We start from the raw sequence: 14,598 nt of genomic DNA on the forward strand, positions 1-14,598 counted from the left end.
TCGGGCCGACCCGAGCGGGGTCTGGTGCGTGCGGCTGCAAGGCGGAGGAGGGCGTCGACGCGGAGCGTCGGCAACCGACGACAACGCGGCAGACGGGCGTGCCAGACCCCGCGACCCCGGCAAGATCCGGAAGACAGGCCCTAGCCCTTGAGCGCGTCCCGGTCCGGGGTGTCGCGTCCGGCCGGCTCGGTGGGGCGCGGCTCCGGGCGCGGGGCGCAGGCGGCGCGGCGGCCCGGCAGGCGGCCCTGGAGCAGATAGGCGTCCAGGTGGGCGTTGACGCAGGCGTTGGGGCCGCCTCCGATGCCGTGCGTGCCCGCGCCGCGCTCGGTGACCAGGGTGGAGCCGGCCAGCCGCCGGTTCATCTCCAGGGCCCCCGCGTACGGGGTGGCCGCGTCCCGTTCGGCGGCGAGGATCAGCGCCGGCGGGGTCCGGCCGGGGCCGGTGCGCACGTCCAGCGGACGCTGCCGGGGCGCGGGCCAGTAGGCGCAGGGCAGGTTCGCCCAGGCGTTGTCCCAGGTCTCGAAGGGCGCGGTGCGGGCGAGGCGGGTGTGGTCGCGGTCCCACACCCGGAAGTCGGTCGGCCAGGGAGCGTCGTTGCACTCGACGGCCGCGTACACCGCGCCCGCGTTCTCCGCCTCGGCGGCCGTCTCCGGGCTGGGCGCGGCCAGCCGGACCAGCGGTTCGGCGTCGCCCTTCAGGTAGGCGGAGAGGGCGGCGGCGCGGCTCGGCCAGAAGTCGTCGTAGTACCCGGCCATCAGGAACGTGTTCTGCAGCTGGCCCGGGCCCACCGTGCCGTTGGCCGGGTGCGCCCGGAGCCGGTCGCCCGCGGTGTCGTAGGAGCGCTGGACGGCGGCCGGGGTCGTGCCGAGGCCGTACACCGCGTCGTGGCGGGCCACCCAGGCGCGGAAGTCCGCCCAGCGGTCCTCGAACGCGGCCGACTGGTCCAGGTTGGCGCGGTACCAGACCTTCGCCGGGTCCGGGTCGACCGCCGAGTCCAGCACCATCCGCCGCACATGGCCGGGGAAGAGGGTGGCGTACAGGGCGCCCACGTAGGTGCCGTACGAGCCGCCCATGAAGGTCAGCCGGGACTCGCCGAGCGCGGCCCGCAGGACGTCCAGGTCACGGGCGTTGTTCAGCGAGTTGAAGAACTCCAGCCCGCCGCCCGACCGTTCGGCGCAGCCACGCGCGTACGCCCTGGCGCGCGAGATCCGCTCCCGCTTGTACGCCTCGGTGGGATGCACCGGCGCGAGCGAGGGGGCCTTGAAGAACTTTCCCGGCTCGACGCAGGACAGCGGGGCCGAGGGCGCCACTCCTCGCGGGGCGTAGCCGACGAGGTCGTACGCGGACGCGATCCGCTTCCACTCCGGCACCACGCCGATCATCGGGAAGTTCAGGCCGGAGGCGCCGGGGCCGCCCGGGTTGTGGACGAGGGCGCCCTGCCGGGGCACCTTCCGCTTGCTGTTGGCCGGATCGCGCCGAGTGGCCGGCATCCGGCTGACGGTCAGCTCGATGTGCCTGCCGTCGGGGCGGGCGTAGTCCAGCGGGACGGACACGGTGGCGCAGCGCATTTGGGCCGGGGTCTCGCCGGGGCAGGCGCCGAAGTCGAGGCCGGCCGCGCGCGCCCGGGCCGCCGCGACGGCGGTGCCGCGCGATTCGGCGGTGCCGGGGGCGCCGGGGGTGCCGCCGGCCGGGGCCGCGGCGAGCCCGGCCAGCAGCAGGGCACCGGCGGCCGGATACAGGGCGGCAGCTCTCATCGGACATCCCTTCGGTACACGGCGGCGATGGCACGGCTGCCATGGCCCGGCGGTGACAGAAGGGATGTTTCGGAAGGTGTGCCGGGGAAGGCAAGCACCGGCACGCGGGTGTCGGCGTCAGTGCTCCCCGTGCGCCCCCGGAGCGTCGCGGTGGGTGAACGCCGCCCGCAGCTCCGGTTCGTTCAGGGCGCGTACGCCGCGCATGGCGAGCCGGAAGAGGAAGGAGCCCTCGTCGCCCTCCCCGGACGGATGCCGGGCCAGCTCGCCCAGGAGCCGCTGCCCGGTGGGGGAGGCCCAGCGGGGGTAGGGGTGCACCTCGACGCGGGCGATGGCCAGACAGCTCAGCGCGAGGACGAGGGGCAGCGCGAACCACATGGCGATCTGGAAGCGCGGCAGGTCCGCCGGTACCGGCATGAGCAGTGCCGTAGCCCCCAGCGCGAGCACGGCCACGGCGGCCGCGCGCACCTGGCGCACCCCCGCGGCCACGGTCGTCCCGGTGTCGAAGGGGACCGCGAGCCCCGCGCCCACCAGCCGCTCGGCGAGCCGCTGCACGGCCTCCGCACCGGCCGTGGCCGCCCGCACGGGGGCGATCCGCGACTGCCCCTGCGGGCCGATCGCGCCGATGACGGACCGCTCCATCTCGTCCCGCCCGCGCGGGTCGACCACGGTGGCCCAGCCGGTGTGCGCGAGCAGCAGCCGGCGCTGCCGGGCCATCCGGACCATGGCCAGGTCGGCGACGCGCGAGGGGCCGCCGGACAGGAACGCCGTCTCGTACAGCGTCAGTTCGCGGTCCCGGCCGCCCGCGCGCGCCGCGCGGTCCGCCCCGGCCGCGCGGACGGCGGCCAGGCACAGCCGGGTGCAGGCGACGGCGGCGAAGGCCCAGGCCGGAAGCAGGAGGAGGACCCAGAACATGAGCCGTTTGTATGTCAACGGCCCCCGAAAAACCATGGCTTGTTCAGTATCCGGACAGAGCGTTCCCGGTATGTGACGTTCCGTTTGCCGCCCTGGTCAGAGGGTGCGGTCAGCGGCGCCCCGGCAGCACCCGCCGGGCCAGCCGGGCGGCCGGGCCGGGAACGCGGGGTGCCGGGCCCGCGCGATCGAGCCACCACTCCCGCAGCTCCCTGCGGGCCCGCGCGTCCCCGGGACGGCCGGTCTTGACCAGCTGGGCGGCGAACTCCAGCGCGTCCTGCCGGTATCCGCCGCGCATCGGCCGGGTGCGCGCGTAGCCGAGGAACGCCTCCCGGTACCCGGCGCCCAGGATCACCGGCAGCTCGGGCGCCACCTTGGCCACCACGTCCGCCCGCTTCGCCGCGAGCGCCCGCGCCTGCACCCCCATCCGCCCCCGGTCGAACCCCTCCGGCAGCGGCGTCCCCGCCACCAGCGCCGACAGGACGGCCGTCTGCGCGACGGCGACGCGCTGCCTGGCCCCGGCGGGGGCGTCCGGCGGGGCGGGGACGGTCCGGCCCGCCGCGGTCCGCGCGCTCGCGCCGCCCTTGCGCACCGCCTCCCCGATGGCCGCCAGCTCCCGCACGAACTCGTCCGGCCCGGGGAAGTTCTCGTCCCGCTCCAGCAGCACCCCGGGCGGCGCGACACGGGAGGCCAGGTCGGTCAGGACGTCCAGCACCGCGCGCGGCACGGGGTGCGCGTGGCTGTCGTGCCACACCCCGTCCCGCTCGAAACCGCCCGCGACATGCACGTAGGCCAGCGCCTCCAGCGGGAGCCGGTCCAGCGCCTCGGCGGGGTCCTCGCCCCGGTTGACGTGGTTGGTGTGCAGGTTGGCCACGTCGATCAGCAGCCGTACGCCGGTCCGCTCCACCAGCTCGGCCAGGAACTCGCCCTCGCTCATCTCCTCGCCCGGCCAGGAGAACAGGGCGGCGATGTTCTCCAGAGCCAGCGGCACCGGCAGCGCCTCCTGCGCGATGCGCACGTTCTCGCACAGCACGTCCAGGGCGTCCCGCGTGCGCGGTACGGGCAGCAGATGGCCCGCCTCCAGCGGCGCCGACGCGGTCAGCGGGCCGCCCGCGCGGACGAACGCGATGTGCTCGGTGACCAGCGGCGCCCCCAGCGCCCCGGCCCGCTCGGCCAGCGCCCGCAGCCGCCCCTCGTCCGGCCGGTCCGCGCCGCCGAGGCCGAGGGAGACCCCGTGCGGGATCACGGTCACCCCGCGCTCGCGCAGCCGCGCCAGCGGCTCCGGGAGGTGGCCGGGGCAGACGTTCTCGGCCACGACCTCCACCCAGTCGATTCCCGGCATGCCCGCCACCGTCTCGGCGATCTCCGGCCGCCACCCGATCCCCGTCCCCAGCCGCACCATGTCCGCCCCCCTCTTCCGTCTGCCGGGGGTATGGCCCCGGCGGGCGGGCGTGAACCGCCCGGGGAACGGGTTCAGAGCAATATTTGAGGTTCGCGGACCGGGGCGCCGGTCAGCGCAGCGCCGGATGGTCGGCGATCACCGTGGCCGAGCCCGGCGCGATCTCCGTGAAGCCCGCGTCGCGGACCAGCGGCAGCCCGCTGACGGTGAGTTCGCGCCACTGGGCGGGCGTGGCGGCGCGGACGGCCAGGGGGTACCCGGCGGTGCGCCAGCTCTCGCGTGCCGCGTCGGACAGGGCCCACCAGGCGAGCTGGGCGCCGTGGCCGACCTGGGCCATCTCCTTGCCGGCCGACATCTCCAGCTCCGGGTTCAGCCACAGCACGGGGGTGCCGGGGTCGGCGCCGACGGGCGGCTCGGCGTCGTCCAGCTCGGTGCCGGAGACCTGGAGCTTGGCCAGCTCCTTGGGCCAGCCGTCCAGCGGGATCGGCGGGAAGACCCGGACCTCGGCCGAGGCGCCGGTCACCGTGATGCCGGGCAGCTCCTCCGCCCGGCGCCACTCCGCGCCCCGCGCCCGCCGCACCACCTTGCGGATGCGGGCGTCCTCCCAGTTCCGTACCGCCTCGGCCCACTCGCCCTCGTCGCGCGCCCGCTCGTCCCCGAGCAGGACGAGCACGGCACGCGCGGCGGTCTGAAGCGCGTCGGTCCGGGCGGGCGGCGCGCTCTTCTCGATCCGTACGACGAGGGGCAGCACGAACTGCGGGGCCTCGTCGCGCGGGGTGGGCTCGGTCTGGAAGGGGCTGTCGCCGGGGGCGGCTGAAACATGGCTCACGTCGGTCAACCCTACGAGCACTCCGGCGCGGCCCGGAACGCCGGTCAGCGCCGGGCGCCGGACTCCCGGATCAGCTCCGAGACCTTCACGAACCGGTAGCCCTGCCTGCGCAGCTCCGGCACCACCGAGCGGACCACCTTCTCGGTCGTCGGGGCGGCACTGCGGGTGCAGTGCATGACGACCACCGAACCGGGCTTCACCCCGTCCAGCACCTGGCGCACGACCGCGTCGGCGTCCGTGGCGAAGGCGTCGCCGCTGATCACGTCCCACTGGACGGCGGTGACCCCCGCGCCGCTGATGGCGCGCAGCGTGTCACGGTCGTAGCAGCCGCCGGGGAAGCGGAAGTACGGCATCGGGTTCGGTACGCCCGCCTTGCGCAGGGCGCTGTACGTGCGCTGGACCTCGGCCAGCTTGCCGTCCTTCGCGACGGTCGGCAGGCCGTAGCAGTCCCCGGTGAACGCGTAGTGGCTGTAGGAGTGGTTGGCCACCTCGAACCGGGCGTCGTGCCCGAGGGAGCGGGCCTGGTCCGGGTACTCCTCGGCCCAGCGGCCGGTCATGAAGACGGTCGCCGGGACCTTCAGCGTGCGCAGCGCGCTGATCAGGCCGGGGTTGTCGAAACGCTCACCGGCGGCGGCGCGGGCCCCCTCGTCGGCGGTCATGTCGGCGTCGAAGGTCAGCGCGACGGTCTTGCCCTTGTCGCGCGGCCCGTGCTCGAACACGGGGGTGAGCCCGCCCGGACCCGCCGCCACGGTGGGCGTACCGGCCGGGGACGGGGAGAGGGAGGCGGAGGCGTGGGGCTCGGCGTGGGCCGGGCGCGGCGGCTTGGCGGGGTCCGCGCCACCGCAGGCGGCGAGGGTCGCGCCCAGGGCGCAGAGGGCGGTGATACGGCGTGCGAGTGCAATCACTGTATGAAAATAGGACTGCCTAGCAGTTCATCTGCTCATCACCCCACCGACGCGGCGCCACGGTCACCCGCGCGGAGTCTTCGCATCCGGACAGTGTCCGGAGAGAACAGCGCCTAGCGCGGGCCCGGGGGGACGTCGGGGTTGCCGAGCCGTTCCGGGGGCTGGTCGAGGATGGCGCCGAGTTCCGGGGTCTTGGTGAGGGCGTCCAGGTCCGGTGTTCCGGACAGGTCGAGGCCCGGGGCTCCGGCGAGGGGGACCGGCTCGATCGGAGCGGCGGGGGTGGCGGGTGCCTCCGGCTGGCCGGACTGGTCCGCCTTCCGGACGGCGGCGGACGCCGGGTCGCGGGCGCCCCGTTCCAGGAAGTGGAGCAGTTCCACCGGGATCGGCAGGACCAGGGTCGAGTTCTTCTCGGCCGACACCGCCATCACCGTCTGGAGCAGGCGGAGCTGGAGGGCGGTCGGGGTGTCCGCCATCTGCTGGGCGGCCTGGGCGAGCTTCTTCGACGCCTGGTACTCCGCGTCCGCGTTGATGATCCGGGCCCGGCGCTCCCGGTCGGCCTCGGCCTGGCGGGCCATCGACCGCTTCATGGTGTCCGGCAGGGAGACGTCCTTGATCTCCACGCGGTCGATCTGCACGCCCCAGCCCACGGCCGGGCTGTCGATCATCAGCTCCAGGCCCTCGTTGAGCTTCTCCCTGTTGGACAGCAGGTCGTCCAGATCACTCTTGCCGATGATCGACCTGAGCGAGGTCTGCGCCATCTGCGAGACGGCGAACCGGTAGTCCTCCACCCGCACCAGCGCGTCCGTCGGCTCGACGACCCGGAAGTACACCACCGCGTCCACCCGCACGGTGACGTTGTCCCGTGTGATGCCCTCCTGCGCCGGGATGGGCAGCGTCACGATCTGCATGTTCATTTTGTGCAGCCGGTCCACGAACGGGATGATCAGCGTCAGTCCGGGCTGCCGCGGCTCCCCGGTGATCCGTCCGAGCCGGAACAGGACGCCCCGTTCGTACTGCTTGACGATGCGCATGGCCGCGGCCAGACAGACGAGACCGAGCGCGCCGAACACCGCTATGAGCGTGATCACGATTTCCAGCATGGCCGCCCCCCTCACCGGAGGTCCGTTAAGTACCGTACTCAACAGTACGTCCGGTATGTCGGGACAGACCAGGGGCTGTGCACGCCGACGGGGCCGGGACGGAGGGAGTGATCCCCCGGCCCGGCCCCGTCAGCGGTCCCGGCAGGTCAGCCGGCCGGAATGCCGACCTTCTCCGACGACGTCAGCCGCACCGGTTCCGTACCGGCCGCGCTGTGCCGCTCGGCCCAGTTCTCCAGGGCGGTGCGGCAGGCGTGGTCCAGGTGCAGCAGGCCCGAGAGGTCCAGCCGCACCGGGCGGTCCTTGGGCAGCGCCTCCAGGCTGTCCAGTATCTTCGGCAGCCGCAGGAAGGTCGCGTTGCCCGACAGCTGGGCGTCGACCGGGCCCGCGCCCTTGTCCAGGACCGTGACCTTGATGTGCGACGCCTCCCACGCGGCCTTGACGATCGCCAGCGCCAGCCCGAGGAGCACGCCCTCGAACATGCCGACGGCCACGATGGAGACCGCCGTGACGGCCAGCACCAGCGCCTCGCCCCGCTGCTCGCGCCACAGCCCCGCGAGCGACTTGACCGGCACCAGCTTGGCCCCGGAGTAGATCAGGACGCCCGCCAGCGACGGGAGCGGGATGTAGGAGAGGACGCCCGGCAGCAGCGCCGCGAACAGCAGCAGCCAGACACCGTGCATCACCCGGGACGCCTTGGTCCGCGCGCCCGCCTGCACATTGGCCGCGCTGCGCACGATCACCGCCGTCAGCGGCAGCGCGCCGAGCACTCCGCAGAGCGTGTTGCCGACGCCCTGGGCGGTCAGCTCGCGGTCGTACTCGGTGCGCGGCCCGTCGTGCAGCCGGTCCACGGCCGCCGCGCTGAACAACGACTCGGCGGACGCGATCAGGGTGAACGCCAGGATCGTGCCGAGCACCGCGACATCGGCGAACTCGGCGAAGGCGCTCAGCGGCGGCGGCTGGACGGACCCCAGCAGCCCCTGCACCTCCACCATCGCCACCGGCAACCCGAACACCAGCGCCGCGAGCGTGGCCAGCCCGACCGCGGCCAGCGGGCCGGGCACCGCGCGCACCTTCGCCGGGAGGTGCTTCCACAGCACCATGACGGCGACGGTGCCCGCGCACAGCGCCAGCGAGGCGAGCGCCCCGCCGTCACCGACCGCCCCCGCCAGACCGCGCGGCAGACCGAGCATCTTGTCCAGCCCGGCGTCCGGAGCCTTGGCCGCCATGGCCGGATACAACTGCCCAGCCACCAGGACCAGACCGATTCCGGCCAGCATGCCCTCCACGACCGCCAGGGATATCGCCCGGAAGTACCGACCGAGCCGCAGCACCCCCATCGCGATCTGGAGCAGACCGGTGGCGAGCACGATCGCACCCAGCACCGGCAGCCCGAACTCCTTGACCGCCTCGAAGACGAGCACGGTCAGCCCGGCCGCCGGACCGGACACCTGCAGGCTGCTGCCGCGCATCGTCCCGGTGACGAGACCGCCCACGATGCCGGTGACGAGCCCCAGTTCGGCCGGGACCCCGGAGGCCACGGCCACGCCCACGCACAGCGGGAGCGCGACCAGGAAGACGACGAGGGAGGCGGCGAAGTCCTGCCGCGCGTACGGAGCGCGGGATATGAGCCCGCGTCCGGTCACCGGCGCGTTCACAGGGCTTCGAAGGTGTCGGTGTCGGGGCGGTGCGTGCGCACGGCCCCGGTGTGCACCTCGTAGTACCAGGCGTGCAGGGCGAGCGTGCCCTGAGCCAGCCCGCGTTCGACGCAGGGGTAGGACCGCAGGCGCAGCACCTGGGTCAGGGCGTGGCACTGCACGCCCTCGGCGACCTCCGGGTCCTCGGGGGCGCCGGCCGGACGCGGGGCGGCGTGCGCCAGCCAGTCGCGGACGGCGGGTACGGCGGTCAGGTCGTCGCCGCGCACCAGCGCGCCGACGGCGCCGCAGTGCGAGTGGCCGCAGACGACGATGTCACGGACACCGAGGACCTCCACGGCGTACTCGATGGTGGCGGCCTCGCTGGTGGGGTGCTGCGAGCTGTGCGGCGGGACGATGTTCCCCGCGGTGCGCAGCTCGAAGAGCTCGCCGGGGCGGGCGCCCGTGATCAGTGCCGGGACGACCCGTGAGTCCGAGCAGGTGATGAACAGGACCTGCGGGGACTGGCCTTCGGCGAGCTTGGCGAACTCCTCAGGGCGCTGTCCGAACGTACGCGCGTTGTCGATGAGGGGCTGCATGATGTCTGGACTCCTCCTGGCGCGCCTCGATGGCGCGTCGGGCTTGCACGACTGTGGTGGGGGGAGCGAGCCCGCCCCTCAGCAGCGGAAGACCTGAAGGACTGCCGGGGTGTGGGCTCCGGAGGATCTCTCGACGTGGCCGTCCGGGGAGCCGGACGGCCGGGGCGGCTCGGCTTCGGCCGCCCGCCTGGATATGGGCGGGCGCTCCAGCGCCTGGGTGGGCGCGGCACCGCGCTGGCGGTGCCGGTCGGCGTGGGTGGCCGCGGGCGGGGTCTTGGGGTGACGGGGCTCGCGGACGGTGTCCGTGCCCTCGCCCGCGGGTTCGGCGACGAGGACGATCCCCGGCGCGTCGTTGGCCCCCGCCTCACCGAGCGTGTGTGCGGTGGCGAACGGTCCGTAGGGCGCGAAGAGTTGGAGGGCGAGCAGCGCGACGGCGAACAGGGCGAGCAGCGCACCGGGCGTCCTGCCTCGGGACATGCGCACCCCCTTGCGGAACCCGCGTCTCTTGTATGCGCCAAGCATTGGTCAATGGATGGTCAAGAATCACGTTAACCCGGCTAGATGCTTTGCAGGGTTAACGGCGGGTTACGCGCCGCAGGAAGCGTGAAAAAAGCGGGTCAAGTGACTGAAATCAGCCCTTGACCCGCCTGAAGTGATGAGATATCAGAAACAGGGCGGCCGGTCGGTTACTCGGCCACGAGCACCTTCGCGTCGCGCGCCAGCGCGGTCAGCCGGGAGATCGCGCGGAAGTACTTCTTGCGGTAACCGCCGTTCAGCATCTCCTCGCTGAAGAGGCGGTCGAAGGGCTGCCCCGAGGCCAGCACCGGGACCTCGCGGTCGTAGAGCCGGTCCGCGAGCACCACCAGACGCAGTGCCGTCGACTGGTCCGGCACCGGCCGCACATCGGTGAGGCACACCGCGCGCAGGTCGTCGGTCAGCGCGCCGTACCGGCTCGGGTGCACCTTCGCCAGGTGCTCCAGCAGCTGCGGGAAGGCGTCCAGCGAGGCGCCCTCGGTGCGGTACGCGGCCTTGGTCACCTGCTCGTCGGCGTACGGCGCCGGGGCCTCGGGCAGACCGCGGTGGCGGTAGTCCTCGCCGTCGATGCGCAGGGCGCGGAAGTGGGCGGACAGGCCCTGGATCTCGCGCAGGAAGTCGGCCGCCGCGAACCGGCCCTCGCCCAGCTTGCCCGGCAGCGTGTTGGAGGTGGCGGCCAGCGCCACGCCCGCCTCGACCAGCTTGCCGAGCAGGCTGGAGACGAGCACCGTGTCGCCGGGGTCGTCCAGCTCGAACTCGTCGATGCACAGCAGGGCGTGGCCGGACAGGGTCCGCACCGTCTGCTGGAAGCCGAGGGCGCCCACCAGGTTGGTCAGCTCCACGAAGGTGCCGAACGCCTTGCGGGAGGGCTCGGCCGGGGTGGCGTGCCAGAGCGAGGCGAGCAGGTGGGTCTTGCCGACGCCGTAGCCGCCGTCCAGGTAGACGCCGCGCGGGCCGGCCGGGGCCTTGGCCTTCGCGCGGCCGAAGCCGAACAGGCCCCGCTTGGCCTCGCCGGGCCGGGCCCCGCCGAGGCCCGCCGCGAAGCCCTCCAGCACGCCCACGGCGTCGGTCTGGCTGGGCTGGTTCGGGTCCGGGATGTAGGTGGCGAAACGCACCGAGTCGAAGCGGGGCGGCGGCACCATCTCGGCGACCAGACGGTCGGCCGGGACGTGCGGCTCGCGGGCGCACAGGGACAGCGGACCCGCTTCGGTCAGCGGGCTGGAGCCGGAGGCTGCGGTGGAGGACACGGTTACCCATGCTAATCGCCATGTCACACTGCACGAATGCGACGCCTGTTCCCTGTGACCGACGAAACAGCAGCTCGGGCCGCCTCCGGAGGGCGTGAGGAGGGGGACGTGAGCGGTGAGTGGAGTCTCGCCGAACTCGCCGCCGCCTACGCGTATCCCACCGGGGACGACGGCGGTCCCCGCACCTGGCTGCGGGCCAACATGGTCTCGACCCTCGACGGCGCCGCCCAGCACGACGGCCGCTCCCAGCCCATCTCCTGCCCCGCCGACATGCGCGTCTTCGGCACGCTGCGGGCCCTCGCGGACGTCGTCCTCGTCGGCGCGGAGACGGTTCGGCAGGAGGGGTACCGGCCCGCCCGAGCCCGTGCCGAGTTCGCGTCGGCGCGCGAGGCGGCCGGGCAGGGGCCGGCCCCGGCCGTCGCCGTCGTGTCCGGCGGGCTCGACCTGGACTTCTCGCTTCCGCTCTACACCGCCCCGCTGGTCCCCACGATCGTCCTCACCGGTACGGACGCGCCCGCCGGCCGGGTGGCCGCCGCCGAGCGGGCCGGGGTGCGCGTGGTCGTCGCGGGGGAGGGGCGCCGGGTCGATCCCGCCCGCGCCGTGCGCGCCCTGGCCGGGCTCGGCCTCACCCGCCAGCTCACCGAGGGCGGCCCGCGGCTGCTCGGGCAGCTGGTCGCGGCCGGGGTGCTGGACGAACTGTGCCTGACGCTGTCGCCCATGCTCACGGCGGGGGACGCGCAGCGCATCGCGGGCGGTCCCGGAGTCGCGGTGCCGCACCGCTTCGCGCTCGCGTCCCTGCTGGAGGAGGACGGATTTCTGTTCGGGCGGTACCGCCGTCCCTGAAAACAGCGGAATCTACCGTTCCGTTTAGCTTCCTGGGGGCACACTTACTCCCGGTACTCCCCGTGCGGTAACGGGGCAGGATGGTTTCCGCAGGGCCTTTTCGGGCCAACGGAGGACAGAGGGTCACCAGGGCCCTCGAGGGAGAAGAGGCGGCTGGTGTTCACAAGCGTTCTGATGATCGAGAAAGCCCTGACGTCGGCCGACGTGGAGTTCGTGACGACCTTGCACGGCGACGAGCCGGTCTTCTTCCACGTGCTGCTCCAGCCGCGCGGTGACCAGGCGGACCGCCTGCTGCGGGCCATCGACGACATCGCGCTCGGCGAGCTGGACGAGGCCGTCCACGAGGGCGGGACGCCCGAGGGCTCGGACGCCCGCAGCGTGGGGGAGAAGGCGCTGGAGGTGTCCCTCCAGGCGCTGCGCGCCGCCGGGAGCCGGGCGGAGGGGAGGCTCGTGGAGAACCACCCGCTGGACGCGCTCAAGGAGCTGGTCTCCGAGGTCGACGCCGACGAGGTCATCGTCCTGACCGACCCCCACTACGTGGAGGAGTTCTTCCACCGCGACTGGGCCTCCCGCGCCCGTCACAAGGTCGGCGTACCGGTGCTGAAGCTGTTCTCCCACAGCAAGGCGTAGCCCTGCGGGGCTTCGGCGGGGCATTCCGGCCCGGCACCCCCGGCGGGCCGCCGACCCGCCCGCCGGTGTCCACCCTTCCTGGCGGTGCCCGTCATCCCACGACGCCACCCAGGCGCACCCCGCCCGGGGTGCGGCGGCGAGATCAGCTTCCGGTTTCGCGTCCCCCTTCTCCGGCGCGTCGTCGGCCGGGGTGGGGGTGGGGGTGGGGCAGCGCATAGGGTGGGGAGTCTCTGGCTCGCTCGTACCTGGGAGAAGAACGCATGGCACCCGGCCTTCCTACCGCCATGGACCGACCGCACTTCATCGGCATCGGCGGCGCCGGGATGTCGGGGATCGCCAAGATCCTCGCCCAGCGCGGCGCGCGGGTGGCGGGCAGTGATGCCAAGGAGTCCGCGACCGCCGAGGCACTGCGGGCGCACGGCGCCACCGTGCACATCGGGCACGCCGCGGACCACCTCGCCGACGACGCGAGCTGCGTCGTCGTCTCCTCCGCCATCCGGCAGGACAACCCCGAGCTGGCCCGCGCCGCCGAGCTGGGCATCCCCGTGGTGCACCGCTCCGACGCGCTCGCCGCGCTGATGGAGGGCCTGCGGCCGATCGCGGTGGCCGGTACGCACGGCAAGACCACCACCACCTCGATGCTCGCGGTCTCCCTGACCGAGCTGGGCGCCCGCCCGTCGTACGCGATCGGCGGCGACCTGGACGCGCCCGGTTCCAACGCCCTGCACGGCGAGGGCGAGATCTTCGTGGCGGAGGCGGACGAAAGCGACCGCAGCTTCCACAAGTACGCCCCCGAGGTCGCCATCGTCCTCAACGTCGAGCTGGACCACCACGCCAACTACGCCTCGATGGACGAGATCTACGAGTCCTTCGAGACCTTCGCGGGGAAGATCGTCCCCGGCGGCACCCTGGTGATCTCCGCCGACCACGAGGGCGCCCGCGAGCTGACCCGCCGGGTGAGCGGTGTGCGGACCGTCACGTACGGCGAGGCCGACGACGCCGACGTACGCGTCCTGAAGATCGTTCCTCAGGGGCTGAAGAGCCAGGTCACCGTCCTCATGGACGGCCGTGAGCTGACCTTCGCCGTCTCCGTCCCCGGCCGCCACTACGCGCTCAACGCCGTCGCAGCGCTCGCCGCCGGCGCCGCCCTCGGCATCCCCGCCGAGGAGCTGGCCCCCGCCCTCGCCGCGTACACCGGCGTGAAGCGGCGCCTTCAGCTCAAGGGCGAGGAGGCGGGCGTGCAGGTGATCGACTCCTACGCCCACCACCCGACCGAGATGACCGCCGACCTGGAGGCCATGCGCGGCGCCGCCGGGGACGGCCGCCGCATCCTCGTCGTCTTCCAGCCGCACCTGTTCTCCCGCACCCAGGAGCTGGGCAAGGAGATGGGCCAGGCGCTCGCCCTCGCCGACGCCTCCGTGGTGCTCGACATCTACCCGGCCCGCGAGGACCCGATCCCCGGCATCACCAGCGCCCTGATCATCGAGGCCGCCCAGGCCGCGGGCGCCGCCGTCACCGCCGTGCACGACAAGGGGGACATCCCCGAGGTCGTCGCGGGAATGGCGAAGCCCGGCGATCTCGTTCTCACCATGGGCGCGGGTGACGTCACCGACCTGGGCCCGCTGATCCTGGACCGCCTGTCGCGGAAGTAAGGGGCTGATCCTCATGGCGTACGACGTCGAGAAGCCGGACGAGCAGTGGCGGGCGGAGCTGAGCCCGGCCGAGTACACGGTGCTGCGCCAGGCGGGCACCGAACCGGCCTTCACCGGTGAGTACACGGACACCAAGACCGAGGGTGTCTACTCCTGCCGGGCCTGCGGCGCCGACCTGTTCACCTCCGGCACCAAGTTCGCCTCGCACTGCGGCTGGCCGTCCTTCTTCGATCCGAAGGACACCGACGCGGTCGAGCTGATCGAGGACCGCTCGCACGGGATGGTCCGCACCGAGGTGCGCTGCGCCCGCTGCGGTTCGCACCTCGGGCACGTCTTCGAGGGCGAGGGCTACCCCACGCCCACCGACCAGCGGTACTGCATCAACAGCGTCTCGCTGCGGCTCACGCCCGAAGAGGGCTGACGCGCACCCCCACGATTCCCACCCGCCGTACCCGACGGGTGGGAATCGTCACATGATCGGCTGATTGGGGCGGCCGTGACGGGGTAGCAGCCTCCCGATTCATGGGACCGTCCGGCCGTGGCACGACCACGGGTGCGCGCGCCCG

At 73.5% G+C, this 14,598-nt stretch carries 14 protein-coding genes; 4 read left to right on the top strand and 10 right to left on the bottom strand.

Translation table 11 applies throughout. The features are described 5' to 3' along the window. Positions 1–140 precede the first annotated feature (140 nt). The 10 genes from ABZ898_RS28370 to zapE form a co-directional block, all read right to left on the bottom strand. Entirely contained in the window at positions 141–1,754 is a 1,614-nt protein-coding gene (locus ABZ898_RS28370; protein ID WP_361664862.1) for an alpha/beta hydrolase, read from the bottom strand. 117 nt (positions 1,755–1,871) lie between these two features. Beyond that, positions 1,872–2,666 (bottom strand): TIGR04222 domain-containing membrane protein, encoded by a 795-nt coding sequence (locus ABZ898_RS28375; protein WP_361664865.1) that lies wholly within the window; start codon positions 2,664–2,666, stop codon positions 1,872–1,874. A gap of 109 nt (positions 2,667–2,775) precedes the next feature. Continuing rightward, positions 2,776–4,065, bottom strand: coding sequence for a DUF692 domain-containing protein (locus tag ABZ898_RS28380; protein ID WP_361664868.1), 1,290 nt, complete (start codon positions 4,063–4,065; stop codon positions 2,776–2,778). Between the two features lie 109 nt (positions 4,066–4,174). Then, on the bottom strand, positions 4,175–4,891 hold the full coding sequence (locus tag ABZ898_RS28385; protein WP_361664871.1) for a peptidyl-tRNA hydrolase: 717 nt from the start codon (positions 4,889–4,891) through the stop codon (positions 4,175–4,177). Between the two features lie 44 nt (positions 4,892–4,935). After that, the gene (locus ABZ898_RS28390; RefSeq protein ID WP_361664874.1) at positions 4,936–5,796 is read right to left on the bottom strand and encodes a polysaccharide deacetylase family protein; all 861 of its coding nucleotides are present in this window, start codon (positions 5,794–5,796) and stop codon (positions 4,936–4,938) included. A gap of 113 nt (positions 5,797–5,909) precedes the next feature. After that, entirely contained in the window at positions 5,910–6,896 is a 987-nt protein-coding gene (locus ABZ898_RS28395; RefSeq protein ID WP_361664877.1) for a slipin family protein, read from the bottom strand. A gap of 146 nt (positions 6,897–7,042) precedes the next feature. Further along, positions 7,043–8,539 carry a SulP family inorganic anion transporter gene (locus ABZ898_RS28400; protein ID WP_361664879.1) on the bottom strand — a complete coding sequence of 499 codons (1,497 nt, stop codon included), beginning with the start codon at positions 8,537–8,539 and terminating at the stop codon, positions 7,043–7,045. Positions 8,540–8,547: 8 nt separating this feature from the next. Further along, positions 8,548–9,126: a carbonic anhydrase gene (locus ABZ898_RS28405; protein ID WP_361664882.1), complete on the bottom strand. Its 579-nt coding sequence runs from the start codon at positions 9,124–9,126 to the stop codon at positions 8,548–8,550. A gap of 78 nt (positions 9,127–9,204) precedes the next feature. Next, positions 9,205–9,603, bottom strand: coding sequence for a hypothetical protein (locus ABZ898_RS28410; RefSeq protein ID WP_361664884.1), 399 nt, complete (start codon positions 9,601–9,603; stop codon positions 9,205–9,207). Positions 9,604–9,812: 209 nt separating this feature from the next. Then, complete coding sequence (zapE, locus tag ABZ898_RS28415) at positions 9,813–10,907, bottom strand: cell division protein ZapE (RefSeq protein WP_361664887.1); 1,095 nt, start codon at positions 10,905–10,907, stop codon at positions 9,813–9,815. Positions 10,908–10,943: 36 nt separating this feature from the next. Here zapE and ABZ898_RS28420 point away from each other — a divergent pair, with 36 nt between their 5' ends. The 4 genes from ABZ898_RS28420 (at position 10,944) to msrB (ending at position 14,453) form a co-directional block, all read left to right on the top strand. Further along, complete coding sequence (locus tag ABZ898_RS28420) at positions 10,944–11,750, top strand: pyrimidine reductase family protein (RefSeq protein WP_361664890.1); 807 nt, start codon at positions 10,944–10,946, stop codon at positions 11,748–11,750. 174 nt (positions 11,751–11,924) lie between these two features. Next, positions 11,925–12,380: an indole-3-glycerol phosphate synthase gene (locus tag ABZ898_RS28425; RefSeq protein WP_361664893.1), complete on the top strand. Its 456-nt coding sequence runs from the start codon at positions 11,925–11,927 to the stop codon at positions 12,378–12,380. A 260-nt stretch (positions 12,381–12,640) separates the two neighbouring features. Then, a complete protein-coding gene (gene murC / locus ABZ898_RS28430; protein ID WP_361664896.1) occupies positions 12,641–14,032 on the top strand; it encodes a UDP-N-acetylmuramate--L-alanine ligase in 1,392 nt (463 codons plus the stop codon). A gap of 13 nt (positions 14,033–14,045) precedes the next feature. Next, positions 14,046–14,453, top strand: coding sequence for a peptide-methionine (R)-S-oxide reductase MsrB (gene msrB / locus ABZ898_RS28435; protein WP_361664899.1), 408 nt, complete (start codon positions 14,046–14,048; stop codon positions 14,451–14,453). Positions 14,454–14,598: the final 145 nt, after the last annotated feature.

The organism is Streptomyces sp. NPDC046860, from assembly GCF_040645115.1.
Classification (GTDB): domain Bacteria; phylum Actinomycetota; class Actinomycetes; order Streptomycetales; family Streptomycetaceae; genus Streptomyces.

Excerpts from the sequence above, each read along its gene's own strand:
- ABZ898_RS28370 (WP_361664862.1), bottom strand. The coding sequence starts at position 1,754 with ATGAGAGCTGCCGCCCTGTATCCGGCCGCCGGTGCCCTGCTGCTGGCC.
- ABZ898_RS28375 (WP_361664865.1), bottom strand. The coding sequence starts at position 2,666 with ATGTTCTGGGTCCTCCTCCTGCTTCCGGCCTGGGCCTTCGCCGCCGTC.
- ABZ898_RS28380 (WP_361664868.1), bottom strand. The coding sequence starts at position 4,065 with ATGGTGCGGCTGGGGACGGGGATCGGGTGGCGGCCGGAGATCGCCGAG.
- ABZ898_RS28395 (WP_361664877.1), bottom strand. The coding sequence starts at position 6,896 with ATGCTGGAAATCGTGATCACGCTCATAGCGGTGTTCGGCGCGCTCGGT.
- ABZ898_RS28405 (WP_361664882.1), bottom strand. The coding sequence starts at position 9,126 with ATGCAGCCCCTCATCGACAACGCGCGTACGTTCGGACAGCGCCCTGAG.
- ABZ898_RS28410 (WP_361664884.1), bottom strand. The coding sequence starts at position 9,603 with ATGTCCCGAGGCAGGACGCCCGGTGCGCTGCTCGCCCTGTTCGCCGTC.
- ABZ898_RS28420 (WP_361664890.1), top strand. The coding sequence starts at position 10,944 with ATGCGACGCCTGTTCCCTGTGACCGACGAAACAGCAGCTCGGGCCGCC.
- ABZ898_RS28425 (WP_361664893.1), top strand. The coding sequence starts at position 11,925 with ATGATCGAGAAAGCCCTGACGTCGGCCGACGTGGAGTTCGTGACGACC.
- murC (WP_361664896.1), top strand. The coding sequence starts at position 12,641 with ATGGCACCCGGCCTTCCTACCGCCATGGACCGACCGCACTTCATCGGC.
- msrB (WP_361664899.1), top strand. The coding sequence starts at position 14,046 with ATGGCGTACGACGTCGAGAAGCCGGACGAGCAGTGGCGGGCGGAGCTG.